This is a genomic window from Bradyrhizobium sp. Ce-3, from assembly GCF_022835695.1.
Lineage (GTDB): Bacteria > Pseudomonadota > Alphaproteobacteria > Rhizobiales > Xanthobacteraceae > Bradyrhizobium.
On sequence record NZ_BQUV01000003.1, the window covers coordinates 373017 to 392009 of the forward strand.

The 18993-nt window shown below is 65.3% G+C and carries 13 protein-coding genes; 7 read left to right on the forward strand and 6 right to left on the reverse strand.

Translation table 11 applies throughout. The features are described from left to right. Positions 1-42: 42 nt before the first annotated feature. Together metH and metF are read right to left on the reverse strand one after the other, a co-directional pair. Complete coding sequence (metH, locus tag BRSPCE3_RS12830; RefSeq protein WP_244066172.1) at positions 43-3897, reverse strand: methionine synthase; 3855 nt, start codon at positions 3895-3897, stop codon at positions 43-45. 3 nt (positions 3898-3900) lie between these two features. Next, entirely contained in the window at positions 3901-4815 is a 915-nt protein-coding gene (metF, locus tag BRSPCE3_RS12835) for a methylenetetrahydrofolate reductase [NAD(P)H] (RefSeq protein WP_244066173.1), read from the reverse strand. A gap of 390 nt (positions 4816-5205) precedes the next feature. On the opposite strand from metF, the gene BRSPCE3_RS12840 reads away from it, so the two are divergent. Beyond that, a complete protein-coding gene (locus BRSPCE3_RS12840) occupies positions 5206-6225 on the forward strand; it encodes an LLM class flavin-dependent oxidoreductase (RefSeq protein ID WP_244066174.1) in 1020 nt (339 codons plus the stop codon). A gap of 57 nt (positions 6226-6282) precedes the next feature. On the opposite strand, the gene BRSPCE3_RS12845 is transcribed toward BRSPCE3_RS12840, so the two are convergent. Both BRSPCE3_RS12845 and BRSPCE3_RS12850 read right to left on the reverse strand, forming a co-directional pair. Further along, the gene (locus BRSPCE3_RS12845) at positions 6283-7143 is read right to left on the reverse strand and encodes a prephenate dehydratase (RefSeq protein ID WP_244066175.1); all 861 of its coding nucleotides are present in this window, start codon (positions 7141-7143) and stop codon (positions 6283-6285) included. Positions 7144-7176: 33 nt separating this feature from the next. Beyond that, positions 7177-7917: a 3-deoxy-manno-octulosonate cytidylyltransferase gene (locus tag BRSPCE3_RS12850; RefSeq protein ID WP_244066176.1), complete on the reverse strand. Its 741-nt coding sequence runs from the start codon at positions 7915-7917 to the stop codon at positions 7177-7179. A gap of 199 nt (positions 7918-8116) precedes the next feature. Here BRSPCE3_RS12850 and BRSPCE3_RS12855 point away from each other — a divergent pair, with 199 nt between their 5' ends. From BRSPCE3_RS12855 to BRSPCE3_RS12880, 6 genes are all read left to right on the forward strand, one after another. Continuing rightward, positions 8117-8665 (forward strand): cytochrome c family protein, encoded by a 549-nt coding sequence (locus BRSPCE3_RS12855; RefSeq protein WP_244066177.1) that lies wholly within the window; start codon positions 8117-8119, stop codon positions 8663-8665. 239 nt (positions 8666-8904) lie between these two features. Next, the gene (locus tag BRSPCE3_RS12860) at positions 8905-10809 is read left to right on the forward strand and encodes an extracellular solute-binding protein (protein ID WP_244066178.1); all 1905 of its coding nucleotides are present in this window, start codon (positions 8905-8907) and stop codon (positions 10807-10809) included. Positions 10810-10825: 16 nt separating this feature from the next. Further along, positions 10826-12697, forward strand: a complete 1872-nt coding sequence (locus BRSPCE3_RS12865; protein ID WP_244066179.1) for an extracellular solute-binding protein — start codon at positions 10826-10828, stop codon at positions 12695-12697. Positions 12698-12700: 3 nt separating this feature from the next. Beyond that, positions 12701-13810: a microcin C ABC transporter permease YejB gene (locus tag BRSPCE3_RS12870; RefSeq protein ID WP_244066180.1), complete on the forward strand. Its 1110-nt coding sequence runs from the start codon at positions 12701-12703 to the stop codon at positions 13808-13810. Further along, positions 13810-14994: an ABC transporter permease gene (locus tag BRSPCE3_RS12875; protein WP_244066181.1), complete on the forward strand. Its 1185-nt coding sequence runs from the start codon at positions 13810-13812 to the stop codon at positions 14992-14994. Before BRSPCE3_RS12870 ends, BRSPCE3_RS12875 begins: the two co-directional genes overlap by 1 nt. Before the next feature lie 3 nt (positions 14995-14997). Then, positions 14998-16623, forward strand: a complete 1626-nt coding sequence (locus tag BRSPCE3_RS12880) for an ABC transporter ATP-binding protein (RefSeq protein WP_244066182.1) — start codon at positions 14998-15000, stop codon at positions 16621-16623. A 120-nt stretch (positions 16624-16743) separates the two neighbouring features. On the opposite strand, the gene BRSPCE3_RS12885 is transcribed toward BRSPCE3_RS12880, so the two are convergent. Continuing rightward, complete coding sequence (locus BRSPCE3_RS12885) at positions 16744-17586, reverse strand: NlpC/P60 family protein (RefSeq protein WP_244066183.1); 843 nt, start codon at positions 17584-17586, stop codon at positions 16744-16746. Beyond that, complete coding sequence (locus BRSPCE3_RS12890; RefSeq protein ID WP_244066185.1) at positions 17579-18958, reverse strand: M17 family metallopeptidase; 1380 nt, start codon at positions 18956-18958, stop codon at positions 17579-17581. The genes BRSPCE3_RS12885 and BRSPCE3_RS12890 overlap by 8 nt, the downstream gene beginning before the upstream one ends. Positions 18959-18993: the final 35 nt, after the last annotated feature.

Here is an 18993-nt window from a genome sequence, read left to right on the forward strand (position 1 = left end):
CTACGGCGCTTCACCCTCCCCCTCCAGGGGAGGGTGGAAGGCCTACCCCGCTCCCACCTTCTTCTTGCGCCAGGCCAGATGCACGGCGCAGGTGCAGCCCTGCGGATGCGAGGCGAGCTCGGCGTCGTTGGCGGGCGTCGCGGCGGGCGCGATCGTCGCTCCCTTCGCGCCGTCCTGCGAAGGGATGTAGTTCAAGACCGGCGCCAGCCAGCGCTCGACCTCGGCGACCGTCATGGCCTTGCGCGCGGCATAGTCCTCGACCTGGTCGCGCTCGATCTTGCCGACGCCGAAATAGAAGCTTTCGGGATGCGAGAAATACAGGCCCGAGACCGACGAGCCCGGCCACATCGCAAAGCTCTCGGTCAGCTTCACGCCTGACGTGTTCTCGGCATCGAGCAGCGCGAACAGCGTTTTCTTCTCGGTGTGGTCGGGCTGCGCCGGATAGCCCGGCGCCGGGCGGATGCCGTCATATTTCTCGAGGATCAGTTCGTCGGCCGAGAACGTCTCGCCGGGCGCATAGCCCCAGAACTCCTTGCGCACGCGCTGGTGCATGCGTTCGGCAAAGGCTTCCGCCAGACGATCGGCCAGCGCCTTGCACAGGATCGAGGAGTAGTCGTCATTGGCGTTCTTGAAACGGTCGGCCACCGCGTCCTCGCCGATCCCCGCCGTGACGACGAAGCCGCCGATATAATCGGCCACGCCGGTTTCCTTCGGCGCAATGAAATCGGACAGCGCGGCGTTGAAGCGGCCCTCGCGCTTCTCGAGCTGCTGGCGCAGCGTGTGGAAGGTCGCGATCTTCTGCTTTCGCGTCTCGTCGGCATAGACCTCGACATCGTCACCGACCGCATTCGCCGGCCAGAAGCCGATGGTGGCCCGCGCCGTGAACCACTTCTCCTGGATGATGGTGTCGAGCATCTTGCGCGCGTCGGCATAGAGCGAGCGCGCGACCTCGCCGACCTTGGGATCGTCGAGGATCGCCGGGAAGCGGCCGGTCAGCTCCCAGGTCTGGAAGAACGGCGTCCAGTCGATGTAGTCGGCGAGCTCGGCGAGATCGTAGGCGTCAAAACTCTTCAGCCCGAAGAAGGCCGGCTTCTTCGGCGGCACGGCCGCAAAGTCGATCGCGACCTTGTTGGCGCGGGCGTCGTTGAGCTTCAGCCGCTTCTTGTCGGCCTGGGCGCGGAAATGCGCCGTCGAGATTTTTGCGTATTCGGCGCGCACCTCGGCGGCATAGGCCTGCTTCTTGTCGGCCGACAGCAGCGAGGAGGCGACGCCGACGGCGCGGCTCGCATCGTTGACATGCACGACCGGGCCGCCCGGATAGTTCGGGTCGATCTTCACGGCGGTGTGGACGCGGCTGGTGGTGGCGCCGCCGATCAAGAGCGGCAGGTTCATGCCCTGCCGTTCCAGCTCGCCGGCAAGGAAGCTCATCTCGTCGAGCGAGGGCGTGATCAGGCCGGACAGGCCGATGATGTCGGCGCCCTCGGCCTTCGCGGTCTCGATGATCTTGTTGGCGGGCACCATGACGCCGAGATCGATCACCTCGAAATTGTTGCACTGGAGCACGATGCCGACGATGTTCTTGCCGATGTCGTGGACGTCGCCCTTGACGGTGGCGAGCACGATCTTGCCCGCGGCGTTGCGGCCGCCGGTGATGCCATTGGCGAGGTTGCGCGCCTTCTCCTCCTCCATGTACGGCATCAGATAGGCGACCGCCTGCTTCATCACGCGGGCCGACTTCACGACCTGCGGCAAAAACATCTTGCCGTCGCCGAAGAGGTCGCCGACCACGTTCATGCCGGCCATCAGCGGCCCTTCGATGACGTCGAGCGGCCGCGTCGCGTTCTGGCGGGCGGCCTCGGTGTCAGCTTCGATGAATTCGGTGATGCCGTGCACCAGCGCGTGTGACAGCCGCTTCTCGACCGGCCATTCGCGCCAGGCGAGATCCTGCTCCTTGGTCTGCTTCTCCTTGCCGCGGAATTTCTCGGCCAGCGCCAGCAAGCGCTCGGACGCGCCGGGGTCGCGGTTGAGGATCACGTCCTCGCAGGTCTGGCGCAGCTCGGGATCGATGTCGTCATAGACGATCATCTGCCCGGCATTGACGATGCCCATGTCCATGCCGGCATGGATCGCGTGATACAGGAACACCGAGTGCATCGCCTCGCGCACCGGCTCGTTGCCGCGGAACGAGAACGAGAGGTTGGAGACGCCGCCGGAGATGTGGGCGCCGGGCAGGTTCTGCCGGATCCAGCGCGTCGCCTCGATGAAGTCGACGCCGTAATTGTTGTGCTCCTCGAGGCCGGTCGCGATCGCGAAGATGTTCGGATCGAAGATGATGTCCTCGGGCGGGAAGTCGAGCCGGTTGACCAGGATGTCGTAGGCGCGCTTGCAGATCTCGGTCTTGCGCGCGAACGTGTCGGCCTGGCCGGTCTCGTCGAACGCCATCACCACCACGGCGGCGCCGTGGCGCTTGGCGACCGTCGCCTCGTGCAGGAACTTGTCCTCGCCTTCCTTCATCGAGATCGAGTTCACGATCGGCTTGCCCTGGATGCACTTCAGGCCGGCCTCGATGACGTGGAATTTCGAGGAATCGACCATCACGGGCACCCGCGCGATGTCGGGCTCGGCGGCGACGAGGTTGAGGAACGTGACCATCGCCGCTTCGGAATCGAGCAGGCCCTCGTCCATGTTGACGTCGATCACCTGCGCGCCGTTCTCGACCTGGTCGCGCGCGACCTGAAGCGCAGCCGTGTAGTCGCCCGCGGTGATCAGCTTGCGGAAGCGTGCCGAGCCGGTGACGTTGGTGCGCTCGCCGACGTTCACGAACGGGATCGCGTCGGTCAGCGTGAACGGCTCGAGGCCGGAGAGCCTGAGCCGCGGTTCGATTTCGGGCACCACGCGCGGCTTGTGCGGGGCGACGGCCCTGGCGATCGCGGCGATATGGTCGGGCGTGGTGCCGCAGCAGCCGCCGACGATGTTGACGAGGCCGGCGCTCGCGAACTCGCCGATCAGCCGCGCCATGTAGTCCGGCATCTCGTCGTACTGGCCGAACTCGTTGGGCAGGCCCGCGTTCGGGTAAGCACACACCAGCGTGTCGGCGACGCGGCCGATGTCGGCGATATGCGCGCGCAGATCCTCGGCGCCGAGCGCGCAGTTGAAGCCGATCGTGATCGGCCTGGCGTGTCGCACCGAATGCCAGAACGCCTCCGGCAGCTGCCCGGAGAGCAGGCGGCCGGACTTGTCGGTGATGGTGCCGGAGATCATCACGGGCACGTCGATGCCGCGCTCCTCGATGATCTCGGCGATCGCATACAGCGCCGCCTTGGCGTTCAGCGTGTCGAAGATGGTCTCGACCAGCAGCAGGTCGGCGCCGCCGTCGAGCAGGCCCTTGGCCTGTTCGCCGTAAGCCTTGCGCAGATCGTCGAACGTCACCGCGCGGTAGCCGGGATTGGAGACGTCGGGCGAGATCGAGGCGGTACGGTTGGTCGGGCCGAGCGCGCCGGCGACGAAACGCTCCTTGCCGTCCTCCGCGCTCACCCGCTCGGCGGCGGCACGCGCGAGACGGGCGCCTTGCAGGTTCAGCTCATAGGCGAGGTCCGACATGTCGTAGTCGGCCTGCGCGATCGAGGTCGAGGAGAAGGTGTTGGTCGCGACGATGTCGGCGCCGGCGCGCAGGTAGGCGGCGTGGATATCGGTGATCGCCTCGGCCTGGGTCAGGATCAACAGATCGTTGTTGCCCTTGATGTCGCGATGGAAGTCCGCAAAGCGCGCGCCGCGGAAGGCGGCTTCGTCGAACTGCAGGCCCTGGATCATCGTGCCCATGGCGCCGTCGAGCACCAGGATGCGCTCGCGGGCAGCCGCGAGCAAAGCGTTACGCTTCGCAGAAACGGGAATGGTCATGGATCAGGCAGCTTTCTGGGCACCGTTCGGCCGGATGCCGAGCAGGTGGCTGATCGCGAACACGAGGTCCGCGCGGTTCATGGTGTAGAAGTGGAAGGTGTCGACGCCGTGCTTGAACAGCTTCTGCACCTGGCCGGCGGCGACGGTGGCGGCGACCAGCTTGCGGGTCTCGGCATCGTTGTCGAGGCCTTCGAACTTCTCGGCCAGCCAGTCCGGCACGCTGGTGCCGGCGCGGGTGACGAAGTTGCGCGCCTGCTTGAAATTGTGCATCGGCATGATGCCCGGCACGATCGGAATCTCGATGCCTGCCGCGCGCACCCTGTCGACATAGCGATGGTAGAGGTCGTTATCGAAGAACACCTGGGTGATCGCGCGCGTCGCGCCGGCGTCGACCTTCGCCTTCAGCGTATCGATGTCGGCATTGAAATCCGTAGCTTCCGGATGCTTCTCGGGATAGGCGGACACCGAGATCTCGATATCGGCGTGGCGCTTCTTGATCCCGGCGACGAGCTCGGCCGAGCTCTGGTAGCCGTCGGGATGGGTGAAGTAGGGCGTGCCGATGCCGCCGGGCGGATCGCCGCGCAGCGCCACGATATGGCGGACGCCGACCTCATGGTAGCGGTCGACGATCTCGTCGATCTCGCCGCGCGAGGCGCTGACGCAGGTCAGGTGCGCGGCCGGCAGCAGGTCGGTCTCGCGCAGGATGCGGCTGATGGTCGAATGGGTGCGCTCGCGGGTCGAGCCGCCGGCGCCATAAGTGACCGAGACGAAGTTCGGCGTCAGCGGCGCCAGGCGATTGATGGTCTCCCAGAGACTGCGTTCCATCTCCTCGGTCTTCGGCGGGAAGAACTCGAAGGAGATTTTCGGCGCCTTAGGCGCGCGCTGGCCGTTTGGCAGGGAGGAAATGGTCTCGGTCATGATACGCAAGGGCTCCGCAACTGGAGGGCAGACGTCCGGCCTGGATATGGAGGTCCTAAGATAGGCCAAACCGGTGGGCTGAAACAGCCCATCGGATATGGGAAATTGCCCATTGACTGCTAATAAGTAGCGAAAAATGGCCGTGGGGCACAAGAGATGGGCGAAGCTTGGTTAGCCGTCTGGAATAGATAATATATTGAAATATATACAATAATAATGAATCTCACGGCAGAGCGGTCGTCAGAATCGGTGGTGGGCAGTCAATCATGTCAATGAATTGTCGTCTTCTGTCCCAAGGCCAGCCGATGCCTGCACCGACTTTCGGGTGCGGGACTGGTCTGCGCGGCAGGGGCCTTTGTCGCCTCGTGGCGCCACATTAGGTTGGCGGCCATGATCCCGCTCTCCGTCCTCGACCTCTCCGTCGTCACCACAGGCACCAAGCCGGCCGCCGCGCTCCGCAACAGCATCGATTTGGCGCGCCATGTCGATGCGCTCGGCTACACGCGCTATTGGCTCGCCGAGCACCACAACCTTGCGTCGGTCGCGAGCCCGGCGCCCGATTTGATGATCGGGCAGATCGCGGCGGTGACGCAGCATATCCGGGTCGGCTCCGGCGGCGTGATGCTGCCGAATCATGCGCCGCTCGTGGTCGCCGAGCGCTTCAAGATGCTGGAGGCGCTGTTTCCCGGCCGCATCGACCTCGGCCTCGGCCGCGCGCCCGGCACCGACGGTGCCACGGCTTACGCGCTGCGCAGCCGGCTCGACCGCCGCGAGGGCGACGACTTCCTCGAACGGCTGCATGAGCTGACCTTGTGGGAGACGCGCGATTTCCCGGCCGGGCACCCCTACAACAATGTGGTGGCGATGCCGGATGATTCGCCGCTGCCGCCGATCTGGCTGCTCGGCTCGAGCGATTATTCCGCCGAGCTCGCCGCCCAGGTCGGGATGGGCTTTGCGTTCGCGCATCATTTCGCCACGCATGACGCGATTGCTGCGATGATCAACTATCGCGCACATTTCAAGCCGTCGGGCTGGCGCGCGGCGCCGCAGTCGATCCTGGCAGTCGCCGTCGTCACCGCGGAGACCGATGCCGAGGCCGAACGGCTCGCGCGATCGATGGACCTCAACCGGCTGCGCCGCGACCGCGGCCAGTATCTGCCGCTGCCCAGCGTCGAGGAGGCCGAGGCCTATCCTTACACGGATGCCGAGCGCGCCTCGATCGCGCGCAACCGCGCGCGGCTGTTCGTCGGCAGCCCGGCAACCGTGATGACGAAGCTGCAGCCGCTGATCGCGGCGACAAAGGCGGATGAGCTGATGGTGATCACAGCGGTCTACGACCACGCGGCGCGGAAGAGGTCGTACAGCCTGCTTGCCGAGGCGTTCGGGCTGAAGAAGGCCGCTACTGCATAACAATTGTCGTCCCGGCCTTCGCCGGGACGACGGGTGGAGAGACTGCGTTCGCTTCGCCTAGTCCCGCGTTTCGCTGAAGGTCGCGCGGAACGGATGGCCGGGGTAGACGCCGACGATGCGGAATTCGCGCGAGAAGAATTTCAATTCCTCCAACGCAAAGGCAAGTCCGCGGTCGTCCGGGTGACCATCGACATCGGCATAGAATTGCGTGGCGAAGAAATTGCCGTCGACCATGTAGCTTTCGAGCTTGGTCATGTTGACGCCGTTGGTGGCGAAGCCGCCGAGCGCCTTGTAGAGCGCGGCGGGCAAATTGCGCACCCGGAAAACAAAACTGGTGACCAGCGGCCCCGAGCCCTGCGCGGCCCATTTGGCCTCGCGCGCCAGCACCACGAAGCGGGTGGTGTTGTGGGCCTCGTCCTCGATGTCCTCGGAGAGAATGTCGAGGCCGTAGATATCGGCGGCGAGCCGCGAGGCGATCGCCGCCACGCTCTTGTCGCCGCGTTCGGAGATGTCGCGGGCGCTGCCGGCGGTGTCGCCGGCGACGATCGGCCGGATGCCGAGCTTGCGGATGATGCGCCGGCACTGGCCGAGCGCATGGACGTGGCTCTCGACGCTCTTGATGTCGGCGAGCTTGGTGCCCTTGACCGCCATCAATTGGTGACGGATCGGCAGGAACCATTCGCCGACGATGAACAGGCCCGAGGCCGGCAGCAAATGATGGATGTCGGCGACGCGGCCGGCGACCGAATTCTCGATCGGGATCATGCCGAGATCGGCCTCGCCCGAGGAAATCGCCGCCAGCGCGTCCTCGAAGGTCGGGCACGGCATCGGCTCGGCGTCGGGATAGGCCTCGACGATCGCGATATGGGAATTGGCGCCAGGCTCGCCCTGGAACGCGATTTTCAGCTTCTTGGTCATGGGTTCTTTCCTGCGGGGCCTTTTAGCACCCGCTCAGGCCTTGGAAAGTATTCTGCGGGCGGTTTCGAGGTCGGCCGGGGTGTCGACCCCGCGCGGAACGGTGTCGACGATGGTGACGTCGATCCGCATCCCGGCCTCCAGCGCGCGCAGCTGCTCGAGCTTCTCCTGCTGCTCCAGCGGCGAGGGCGGCAACGCGACGAACCGCTCCAGCGCGGCGCGGCGATAGGCGTAGAGGCCGATATGGTGGTAGCGCGGTCCGTCGCCATAAGGCGCGGTGGCACGGGTGAAATAGAGCGCCCGCAACCGGTTGGCACCGATCGGCGAGCCGACCGCCTTGACCACGCTCGGGGCCTGATCCTCCTCCGCGCTGTGGATGCGCGAGGCCAGCGTCGAGATGTCGACCGCGGGATCCGCGAGCGGCGGCATCACGCTGCGGATGGTCTCGGGCGTGATGGTCGGGAAATCGCCCTGCAGATTGACCACGATCTCGGCGCGGCCCTCCGGGTCGAGCGTCGTCATCGCCTCATAAATCCGGTCCGAGCCGGACGGGTGGTCGGGGCGGGTCATCACGACCTCGCCGCCCGCAGCCCTCACGGCATCAGCGATCTCCGCGGTGTCGGTGGCGACCGCGACCCGGCCGATCCCGGCCTCCTCGGCCCGCCGCAGCACGTGGACGATCATGGGCGCCCCTGCGATATCGAGCAGCGGTTTGCCGGGCAGTCGGGTGGCGGCCATGCGGGCCGGAATCAGCACCAAGGTACGCGGGTCGGTCATTCGTCTCGGGGCCCGTCCGGCCTGCGGAAATTGCCGGGGAGGAGGTTGAATTCGGCGCGTTTATACGGGTTGCCAGAGCGCGGGCAAACCGATATCTCAACCCTGCTTGGGGCGGTGCGATAAGGCCGATTCCCAGGTCTTTCCCCGCGGCCGTATTCCCGGCCTGAAGTCGACATTCAAGGCCCGGAGCCTGACCCAAATGGACTCCTTCGAACTCAACAAAATCCTCGGTGCGGTTCTCGGCACCTGCATCGTCGTCCTGGTGATGAGCTTTGCCGCCGGATCGGTGTTTTCCGCCAAGCTGCCGGAGAAGCCGGGTTTTGAGATCGCGGTGAAGGAAGAGTCCCATGGCGCTGGCGGCGAGGCTGCTGCGGCCGCCTCCGAGCCGATTGAGAAGCTGCTGCAGACCGCGTCGGCCGAGAAGGGCGCGGCGGCCGCCAAGAAGTGCCAGGCCTGCCACACCTTCGAGAAGGGCGGTCCCAACCGCGTCGGTCCGAACCTCTACGGCATCGTCGGCGAGAAGAAGGGCGAGGGCCGCGGCTTCAATTTCTCGGCCGCGATGAAGGGCAAGGGCGGCGATTGGTCGTTCGACGACCTCAACAAGTTCCTGACCAACCCGAAGGGCTTCGTTCCCGGCACCGCGATGGGCTTCGCCGGCGTGCCGAAGGACAGCGAGCGCGCCGACATCATCGCCTACCTGAATTCGAACTCGGAGCATCCGGCTCCGCTCCCGACCGCTTCGAAGTAACGATTTGCTTCGCGCAAGCATGTGGATGAAACGGCCAGGCACTGCCTGGCCGTTTTCGCATGGGGAATCCCTTGGGGAATTCCTTGGGGAATCCGCTGTCGCGGGGTTGTTATCGGGGCGTTTCGCCGCACCGATATTGTTCCCGGGCCAACATCATGAGGAAAAAGCAACGTAATTTGTCGAACCGTTGCCTTATATTGGGTCCCATGTAACCGGGGCCGCAAGCAGGAAGAGCGAATTTGGCGATCACCCGACGACACCTCCTTCAAGGCAGCGCACTGGCGGCACTCGCTCCGGCGCTCGGACTCAATCCCGGCCTCTCGCCGATCACGCCGGCGCTCGCCGACGACGCCCCGAACGGGCTGAAATGGCGCCACGGCCTCTCCACCTATGGCGAGATCAAATACCCCGCCGACTTCAAGCGCTACGATTACGTCAGGCCGGACGCGCCGAAGGGTGGCGTGGTGCGGCTGTTCCAGCCCGGCACCTATGATAGCTTCAACGTGGTCGTTGCGGGTTTGAAGGGCGCCGTCTCGGCTGCCGTCGGTCGCATCTACGACTCGCTGATGGAGGGCTCGCTCGACGAGCCCGATACCTATTACGGCGAACTCGCCGAGGCGGCAGCCTTCCCCGACGATTTCTCCTACGTGATCTACCGGCTCCGTCCCGGCTCGCGCTGGCACGACGGCAAGCCGGTCACGCCGGAGGATGTGATCTTCTCCTTCGAGGCGTGGAAGGCGAACAGCCCGATGTTCAGCGCCTACTACCGGCATATTGCAAAGGCCGAGAAGATCGGTGATCGCGACGTCAAGTTCACCTTCGACAGCCCGGGCAACCGCGAGCTGCCGATGATCACCGGCCAGCTCACCATATTGCCCAAGCATTGGTGGGAAGGCACCGACGCGCAGGGCAAGAAGCGTGACATCACCGCGAGCACGCTGGAGCCGCCGCTCGGCTCGGGCCCCTACCGGATCAAGGAGTTTGTCGCCGGACGCTCGGTCGTGCTCGAGCGCGTCAAGGACTACTGGGGCAAGGATATCCCGATCGCGATCGGACAGAACAATTTCGACGAGCTGCGCTACGAATATTTCCGCGACGACACCGTCGCGCGCGAGGCGCTGAAGGCCGACCAGTTCGATTGGTACGGTGAGCGTAGCGCCAAGGAATGGGCGGCGGCCTACGACGTGTCGCCGGTGCGCGACAAGCGGCTGCTCAAGGAGCTCTTCACCGTTCGCAATGAGGGGCGGATGCAGGGCTGGGTGTTCAACCTGCGACGCCCGAAATTCGCCGACCCGCGGCTGCGCCGTGCCTTCAACTACGCGTTCGATTTCGAGGAGATGAACCGCACGCTGTCGACCGGCGAGTATCATCGCGACTCCAGCTATTTCGACGGCATCCCCGATCTGATGGCGACCGGCCTGCCGGAAGGCAAGGAGCTCGAGATCCTGGAGACGGTGCGCGACAAGGTGCCGCCGGAGGTCTTCACGACGCCCTACAAGGATCCCGTCGGCGGCACGCCGGAGAACGTGCGTGCCAATCTGCGCGAGGCGACCCGGCTGTTAAAGGAAGCCGGCTTCGATATCCGCGATCGCAAGCTGGTCGATTCCTCGGGCCAGCCGTTTACGGTCGAAATCCTCGGCAACAGCGGCGACGCCGGCATGGAGCGGATCGCGCTGTTCTACAAGCCGAGCCTGGAACGCCTCGGCATCACTGTCAATCTGCGTGCCGTAGACACTGTGCAGTACCAGAACCGGGTTCGCGAATACGATTTTGAGATGGTGACCCAGGTCTGGGGCCAATCGATCTCGCCGGGCAATGAGCAGCGCGACAATTTTGGCTCGCAGGCCGCAGATCAACCAGGTTCGCGCAATCTTCCCGGCATCAAGAACCCGGCTGTCGACGCCCTCATCGAGCGCATCATCTTCGCCAAGAGCCGTGCCGAACAGATCGCCGCTGCCAAGGCGATGGATCGGGTGCTGCTCTGGAACTTCTATCTCGTGCCACACTTCAATTACGACAAACAGCGCTACGTGTACTGGGATCGCTTCAGCCATCCCGACCCGCTGCCGAAATACGGTGTTTCGGGATTCCCAAATCTTTGGTGGTACGACGCCGACAAGGCGGCCAAGCTCAAGCGTTCATAAGCTCAAGGATCCGCGCATGGCGCACTTCTCCCGTCGGCACGCACTCGGTCTCGGCATCGGTGCGTTGAGTGCTGCAGGCTTGCGTGTCGCACCGGCAGCCGCCGACAACGGCACCGAGATGCACGGCATGTCGGTGTTCGGCGACCTGAAATATCCGGCGGACTTCCAGCAATTCGACTACGTCAACGTGAAGGCGCCGAAGGGTGGGGCGTTCTCGGTCATTCCGTGGGTGCGTGCCTACAACCAGTCCTACTACACCTTCAACTCTTTGAACGCTTACGTCCTGAAAGGTGAAGGCGCGCAGGGCATGGACATGACGTTCGCGACATTGATGTCGCGCGCCAATGACGAGCCGGATGCGATGTACGGCTTTGCCGCCAAGTCGGTGCAGATATCGCCGGACAAGCTGACCTACCGCTTCACGATGCGCCCCGAGGCGCGCTTCCATGACGGCTCGAAGCTGACCGCGCAGGACGTCGCCTTCTCGCTCAATATGCTGAAGGAAAAGGGGCACCCGCTGATCCAGGTGCAGCTGCGCGACTTCGTCAAGGCCGAGGCGCCGGATGACGCGACCGTCGTGGTGACTTTCGCGGCCGGCCGTGCGCGCGATGTGCCGCTCTATGTTGCGAGCCTGCCGATCTTCTCCAAGGCCTACTATGCGACGCGATCGTTCGAGGAATCGACACTTGATACGGTGCTGGGTTCGGGGCCGTACAAGGTCGGCCGGTTCGAGGTCAACCGCTACGTCGAATACGACCGTGTCAAGGACTGGTGGGGCGCCGAGCTTGCGGTCAATCGCGGCAGCTACAATTTCGATACCGTGCGCTACGAATATTATCGCGACCGCGACGTGGCGTTCGAGGGCTTCACCTCGAAGAGCTATCTGTTCCGCGAGGAGTTCACCGCGCGCGTCTGGGCGACACGCTACGACTTTCCCGCGGTGAAGGATGGCCGCGTCAAGCGCGAGACGCTGCCCGACGACACGCCGTCGGGCGCGCAGGGCTGGTTCATCAACATGCGTCGCGACAAGTTCAAGGATCCGCGCGTGCGCGAGGCGCTGATCTGCGCCTTCGATTTCGAGTGGACCAACAAGACCATCATGTACGATGCCTATGCGCGGACGGTCTCGCCGTTCCAGAACTCGGACATGGTCGCTGAAGGGCCTCCCCCGCCGGAGGAGCTTGCGCTGCTCGAGCCGTTCCGCGGCCAGGTGCCTGACGAAGTGTTCGGCCTGCCATTCGTGCCGCCGATGTCCGACGGCTCCGGTCAGGACCGCACGCTGCTGCGCAGGGCGGTGCAACTGCTCAACGAGGCCGGCTGTGTCATCAAGGACGGCAAGCGGGTGCTGCCGAAGGGCGAGCCCATCACGGTCGAATTTCTCAACGACGAGCCCTCGCTGCAGCCGCATCACGGCCCCTACATCAAGAATCTCGGTACGCTCGGCATCGATGCGACATTCCGCCTGGTCGACGCGGTGCAGTACCGCGCCCGCGTCGAGGACTTCGACTTCGACATGACCATGCAGCGCTTCAGCTTCTCGGCGACGCCCGGCGACAGCATGCGGCCGTTCTTCTCGTCGCAGGCAGCGAAGACCAAGGGCTCCTATAATCTTGCGGGTGTCGCCAACCCAGCGATCGACGCCCTGATCGAGAAGATCATCGGCGCCAACAACCGCCATGAGCTGACGGTCGCCTGCCGCGCCTTCGACCGCGTGTTCCGCGCCGGCCGCTACTGGGTGTCGCAATGGTACCGCAACACGCATCCGATCGCCTATTGGGATCAGTTCGGCCATACCGAGAAGCTCGCCAAGTATACCCAGGGCGTCGGGGCGCCGGAGAACTGGTGGTACGATGCGGCCAAGGCCGCGAAGCTCGAGCAGGCGAAGTAGCCGATGAGCGCCTATATCGCCCGACGTATCTTCCTGATGCTGCCGACGCTGCTCGGCATCCTGTTCGTGTCCTTTGTGGTCGTGCAGTTTGCTCCCGGCGGTCCGGTCGAGCGGGTCATCGCCCAGATCAACGGCGCCGACACCGGCGGCACCTCGCGCGTGTCGGGGGGCGGCGGCGATTTCGGCGCGCAGCGCGGCCAGGGCGCGGGCGCAGGTGCGGCCATCAACTCGAAATACCGCGGCGCGCAGGGGCTCGATCCTGACTTCATCAAGAAGCTCGAGGTGCAGTTCGGCTTCGACAAGCCGGCGCCGGAGCGGTTCGCGCTGATGGTGTGGAATTTCGCGCGGTTCGATTTCGGCCAAAGCTATTTCCGCAGCGTCAGCGTGCTGCAGCTGATCAAGGAAAAGTTGCCGGTCTCGATGTCGCTCGGCATCTGGATGACGCTCCTGACCTATCTGATCTCGATCCCGCTCGGCATCCGCAAGGCCGTGAAGGACGGATCGCGGTTCGACACCTGGACCTCGGCGGTGATCATCGTCGGCTTTGCGATTCCGGGCTTCCTGTTCGCGATCCTGCTGATCGTGTTGTTCGCCGGCGGCTCGTTCCTCAATATCTTCCCGCTGCGCGGGCTGACCTCGGACGGCTGGGCGCAGTTCCCCTGGTACTGGAAGATCATCGATTATTTCTGGCACCTGACGCTGCCGCTGATTTCGATGGCGCTCGGCGCCTTCGCCACCATGACGCTGCTGACCAAGAACTCGTTCCTCGACGAGATCCGCAAGCAATATGTGATGACCGCGCGCGCCAAGGGCTGCAGCGAGCACCAGGTGCTGTATGGCCACATCTTCCGCAACGCCATGCTGATCGTGATCGCGGGCTTTCCGGGCGCGTTCATCCACGCGTTCTTCTCGGGCTCGCTGCTGATCGAGACCATCTTCTCGCTCGACGGGCTCGGCCTGCTCGGCTTCGAGAGCGTGTTGAACCGCGACTATCCGGTGGTGTTCGGGACGCTGTTCATCTTCTCGCTGGTCGGATTGGTGGTCAATCTGATCTCCGATCTCGCCTATATGTGGATCGATCCCCGGATCGACTTCGAGGCGCGGGAGGTCTGATGACGCTGCTCGCGCCCCAGCCGGTCGAGACCACGACGCAATCGCCGCTCGGCGAGGCGGTGCCCGCCACGCGGCACGGCTTTTCGCCGTCGCCGCTCAACAAGCGGCGCTGGCAGAACTTCAAGGCGAACCGGCGCGGCTATTGGTCGTTCTGGATCTTCCTGGTCCTGTTCGTGGCGTCGCTGTTCGCCAATTTCATCGCCAACGACAAGCCGCTGATGGTCAAGTATGACGGCCATCTCTACTGGCCGGTTGTGCGCACCTACGCCGAGACCACCTTCGGCGGCGACTTCGAGACCGCCGCCGATTATCGCGATCCCTATCTGCAGAAGCAGATCGCCGCCAAGGGCGGCAGCATGATCTGGCCGCCGATCCGCTACTCTTATGACAGCCGCAACCTCGATCCGCCGACCGCGGTGCCGTCGAAGCCGACCTGGCTGTTGACCGAGAAGGAGTGCGCCGATGTGGTGAAGCGCAAGGGGCTGACCGGCTGCCGCGACCTCGAATACAATTGGCTCGGCACCGACGATCAAGGCCGCGACGTCGTCGCGCGGCTGATCTACGGCTTCCGCATCTCGGTGCTGTTCGGCCTGACGCTCACCATTCTGTCCTCGATCATCGGCATCGCCGCCGGCGGCGTGCAGGGCTATTTCGGCGGCTGGACCGATCTGATCTTCCAGCGGCTGATCGAGATCTGGACCGCGATCCCCTCGCTCTACCTGCTCTTGATCATTTCGGCGGTGCTTCCGCCGGGCTTCTTCATCCTGCTCGGCATCCTGCTGCTGTTCTCATGGGTCTCGCTGGTCGGCCTGGTGCGCGCCGAATTCCTGCGCGGCCGCAATTTCGAATACATCCAGGCGGCGCGTGCGCTCGGCGTCTCCAACGGCGTGATCATGTTCCGCCATCTGCTGCCGAACGCGATGGTCGCGACCATGACGTTCCTGCCCTTCATCGTGTCGTCCTCGGTGATGACGCTGACGGCGCTGGACTTCCTCGGCTTCGGGCTGCCGCCCGGCTCGCCCTCACTCGGTGAATTGCTGTCGCAGGGCAAGGCCAATGTGCAGGCACCGTGGCTCGGCCTCACCGGCTTCTTCTCGGTCGCGATCATGCTGTCGCTGCTGATCTTCATCGGCGAAGCCGCGCGCGACGCCTTCGATCCGCGCAAGACGTTCTCGAAGGGCTGACGCATGGACGCGACCAACCAGCCTCTGCTCGACGTCCGCGACCTTTCGGTCGCGTTCGGCCGCTCGCTCGCGGTCGACGGCATCTCGTTCTCGATCAAGCGCGGCGAGTGCGTCGCGCTGGTCGGCGAGTCCGGTTCGGGAAAATCCGTCAGCGCGCTGTCGGTGCTCAAGCTGCTGCCCTATCCGACGGCATCGCACCCTTCGGGCGCGATCCGCTTCCGCGGCCGCGATCTGCTGACCGCGTCCGAACGGGAGATGCGCGAGGTGCGCGGCAACGACATCTCGATCATCTTCCAGGAGCCGATGACCTCGCTCAATCCGCTCCAGACCATCGAGACCCAGATCGGCGAGATCCTGTCGCTGCACCGGGGCATCAGTGGTCAGGCGGCACGGGCCCGGACCTTGGAATTGCTCGGCCAGGTCGGCATCCCGGAGCCGGAGACGCGGCTCAACAGCTATCCGCACCAATTGTCCGGCGGCCAGCGCCAGCGCGTGATGATCGCGATGGCGCTCGCCAACGAGCCCGACCTGCTGATCGCGGACGAGCCGACCACGGCGCTCGACGTCACCGTGCAGGCGCAGATCCTGGCGCTGCTGGCCGAGATCCGCGCCCGGCTCGGCATGAGCCTGCTGTTCATCACCCACGATCTCGGCATCGTCCGCCGCATCGCCGACACCGTCTGCGTGATGAACAACGGCAAGATCGTCGAGCAGGGCCCGGTCGAGCAAGTCTTCACCGCGCCGAAGCACGCCTACACCCAGGCGCTGCTGGCGGCCGAGCCGAAGCCCGATCCGGCGCCGCCGCAGCCGGGTGCGCCGGTGGTGATGTCGGCGGACAATCTCAAGGTCTGGTTTCCGATCAAGCGCGGGCTGCTGCGCTCCACCGTCGGCCACATCAAGGCGGTCGACGGCGTCAGCCTCGCGGTACGCAAGGGCGAGACGCTCGGCGTGGTCGGCGAATCCGGCTCCGGCAAGACCACGCTTGGACTGGCGCTGCTGCGGCTGATTTCCTCCGATGGGCCGATCGTGTTTCTCGGCAGCGACATTCAGGGCCTGCGCTTCAAGCAGATGCGGCCGTTCCGCCGCGACATGCAGATCGTGTTCCAGGACCCGTTCGGCTCGCTCAGCCCGCGCATGTCGGTGGCCGACATCATCGCCGAGGGCCTCGAGGTGCACCAGAAGCAGCTGTCGCGCGAGGAGCGCGAAGCACGGGTGATCAAGGCATTGAAGGATGTCGGCCTCGATCCCGACTGGCGCTTCCGCTATCCGCACGAATTCTCCGGCGGCCAGCGCCAGCGCATCTCGATCGCGCGCGCGGTCGTGCTGGAGCCGAACTTCGTCGTGCTGGACGAGCCGACCAGTGCGCTCGACATGCTGCTGCAGGCCCAGATGGTCGACCTGCTGCGCGACCTGCAGCGCAAGCGCGATCTCACCTACATGTTCATCTCGCACGATCTGCGCGTGGTGGCCTCGCTGGCAAGCCATCTGATCGTGATGAAGTCCGGCAAGGTCGAGGAGGAAGGGCCGGCCTCGGAACTGTTCAAGAATCCGAAGAGCGACTACACCCGCGCGCTGTTCGCCGCCGCGTTCCGCATCGAAGCGGCCGGCGACGGGGCGGTGGCGACGTAGCCATCCTTCTCGTTCCACCTCATCCTGAGGTGCGAGCGAAGCGAGCCTCGAAGGGTGGCGTGGCCCGAGTGGGGCCGTCGATCCTTCGAGACGCGCTTCGCGTTCCTCAGGATGACGGGGTTAGAGCCGCTTGATCGCCAGCACGTCGCTGCCGGCGGCCTTGATCCGCGCGATCGCAGCCTGCGTGTTCTCGATCGCCGTCGCCATGTGATGGGCGTTGGCGTGCACGATCGTCGTCGCATCGCGGACGATCGCGACATGGCCCTTCCAGAAGATCAAATCGCCGCGTGCGAGATGCTTCGATTCCGCTGACGTCAGTTTGCGGCCGAGCCCGTCCTGCTGCATGTCGCTGTCGCGTGGGCAGCCGGTGCCGGCGGCGGTCAGCGCGATCTGCACCAGGCCGGAGCAGTCGATGCCGAGGCTCGACTTGCCGCCCCAGAGATAGGGTGTGCCGAGGAACTGCTCGGCGATGGCGACGAAATCCGGTGCCATCGTGTCGAGCGGCGCGAGATGCTGGCGCGGCAGGTACCATCCCTCGCGGGTCACGGCAAAGCGATCATCCTCGCGCACGACCGCAAGCTTCGTTCCCATCGCCACACCGTCGACCGGCGGCAGCTTGATCGAGGGGCCCGGAAACGCCAGCGTGCGCAGCGCGGTCACCTTGTGGGTCGGAGGTGCGCCGACCCCGAACAGCACAACTTCGGGAATCCAGCCGACATAGCCGTCATCGGCGAGCTGGCCCCAAGCCCAGCCTTCGCCGTTACGGTCATAGATCGTGATGCGCTCGCCCTTCAGCGCCTGCGTCATCAATTCGGCATCGGCGGAAGGGGCCCGGCGCAGCGGTGCGATCGCCTCGAAGACCTCAAACACCTCGCCGTCGACGTAGCGCTCAGCCTTCACCTTGCCCTCGAGATATTTCGCGGCGAGGTCGGCGCGGGCCGGCGTCAGTCTGGCATCATGCATAGCGCTGGCTCAGCAATTTGTAGATCGCGCGCGCGGCCTGGCATTCGCCGCCTTCGGGCCGGCCGGGCTTCGCCGACGGCGTCCATCCGTAGATGTCGACATGCAGCCAGCTCCGCGCGTGCTCAACGAAGCGCTGCAGGAACAGCGCACAGGTGATCGAGCCCGCGAAGCCGCCCGACGGCGCGTTGGTGATGTCGGCGGTCTTGGAATCGAGCCAGGCATCGTAGGCCGGCCACAGTGGCAGTCGCCACAGCGGATCGTTCTCGATCCTCGCGTGAGCCGCGACGTCGCCGGCGAGCGCCTCGTCATTGGTGTAGAACGGCGGCAGATCCGGGCCCAGCGCCACGCGCGCCGCGCCGGTCAGCGTGCCGAGATCGACCAGCAGGTCCGGCGTCTCCTCGTCGGCCAGCGCCAGCGCGTCGGCGAGCACCAGCCGCCCCTCGGCGTCGGTGTTGCCGATCTCGACGGTGATGCCCTTGCGCGACTTGAAGATGTCGAGCGGGCGGAACGCGTTGCCGGCAACGGCATTCTCGACCGCCGGGATCAGCACGCGCAGCCGCACCTTGAGCTTGGCGTCCATCACCATCTGCGCCAGCGCCAGCACGTTGGCGGCGCCGCCCATGTCCTTCTTCATCAGCAGCATGCCGCTCGACGGCTTGAGGTCGAGCCCGCCGGTGTCGAAGCAGACGCCCTTGCCGACCAGCGTCACCTTCGGATGGGCCGGATCGCCCCAGCTCAGCTCGATCAGCCGCGGCGCACGGGGCGACGCCATGCCGACGGCGTGGATCAGCGGGAAGTTCTGCGCGAGCTCGTCGCCCGCGATGCAATTGAATGCGGCGCCGAACCGGCTCGCGAGATCGCGCGCCACCTCGGCGAGCTCGGCCGGGCCCATGTCGTTGGACGGGGTGTTGATGAGGTCGCGCGCCAGCGCTGCCGCATCCGCCATCCGCGTGATCTCGGCAGCATCGACGCCGTCGGGCGGCACCAGGCGGACCTCGGGTGCCTTGTTCTTGCGATAGCGGCCGAAGCGGTAGCAGCCGAGTGCGAAGGCGAGCGCGGCGAGCCGCGTGTCATGCGGCGCATTGGCAAAGCGGTAGACGCCCGGCGGCAGCAGGCCGGGCAGGGCGCCGGGCCGGAACGGATCGCGCGCCTTGTGGTCGGCGTCCTCGAGGCCGAACAGCACCTGCGCGATGCCGCCATCGGCGGCCGGCAGAGCGAGGGCCTTGCCGGGCTTGGCAGCGAAGTCATTGGCCTCGGCGAACTGGCGCGCCGGCGCCGGCAGCTCGTTGCGGATCGCATCCCATGTCGCCTTGGTGACGAAAGTGATCGGCGTGACGGCGGTTTCGGGGGCGGTCTCGAACACGGATGGCATGCGGCTCTCGGCTGTTCTGGCGTCGTCGGTGCTGA

Bases quoted from the DNA above. Each gene is read 5' to 3' on its own strand.
- BRSPCE3_RS12865 (WP_244066179.1), top strand. From the start codon at position 10,826: ATGGCGCACTTCTCCCGTCGGCACGCACTCGGTCTCGGCATCGGTGCG.
- BRSPCE3_RS12885 (WP_244066183.1), bottom strand. From the start codon at position 17,586: ATGCATGATGCCAGACTGACGCCGGCCCGCGCCGACCTCGCCGCGAAA.
- BRSPCE3_RS12875 (WP_244066181.1), top strand. From the start codon at position 13,810: ATGACGCTGCTCGCGCCCCAGCCGGTCGAGACCACGACGCAATCGCCG.
- BRSPCE3_RS12880 (WP_244066182.1), top strand. From the start codon at position 14,998: ATGGACGCGACCAACCAGCCTCTGCTCGACGTCCGCGACCTTTCGGTC.
- metF (WP_244066173.1), bottom strand. From the start codon at position 4,815: ATGACCGAGACCATTTCCTCCCTGCCAAACGGCCAGCGCGCGCCTAAG.
- BRSPCE3_RS12890 (WP_244066185.1), bottom strand. From the start codon at position 18,958: ATGCCATCCGTGTTCGAGACCGCCCCCGAAACCGCCGTCACGCCGATC.
- metH (WP_244066172.1), bottom strand. From the start codon at position 3,897: ATGACCATTCCCGTTTCTGCGAAGCGTAACGCTTTGCTCGCGGCTGCC.
- BRSPCE3_RS12850 (WP_244066176.1), bottom strand. From the start codon at position 7,917: ATGACCGACCCGCGTACCTTGGTGCTGATTCCGGCCCGCATGGCCGCC.
- BRSPCE3_RS12855 (WP_244066177.1), top strand. From the start codon at position 8,117: ATGGACTCCTTCGAACTCAACAAAATCCTCGGTGCGGTTCTCGGCACC.
- BRSPCE3_RS12840 (WP_244066174.1), top strand. From the start codon at position 5,206: ATGATCCCGCTCTCCGTCCTCGACCTCTCCGTCGTCACCACAGGCACC.
- BRSPCE3_RS12870 (WP_244066180.1), top strand. From the start codon at position 12,701: ATGAGCGCCTATATCGCCCGACGTATCTTCCTGATGCTGCCGACGCTG.
- BRSPCE3_RS12845 (WP_244066175.1), bottom strand. From the start codon at position 7,143: ATGACCAAGAAGCTGAAAATCGCGTTCCAGGGCGAGCCTGGCGCCAAT.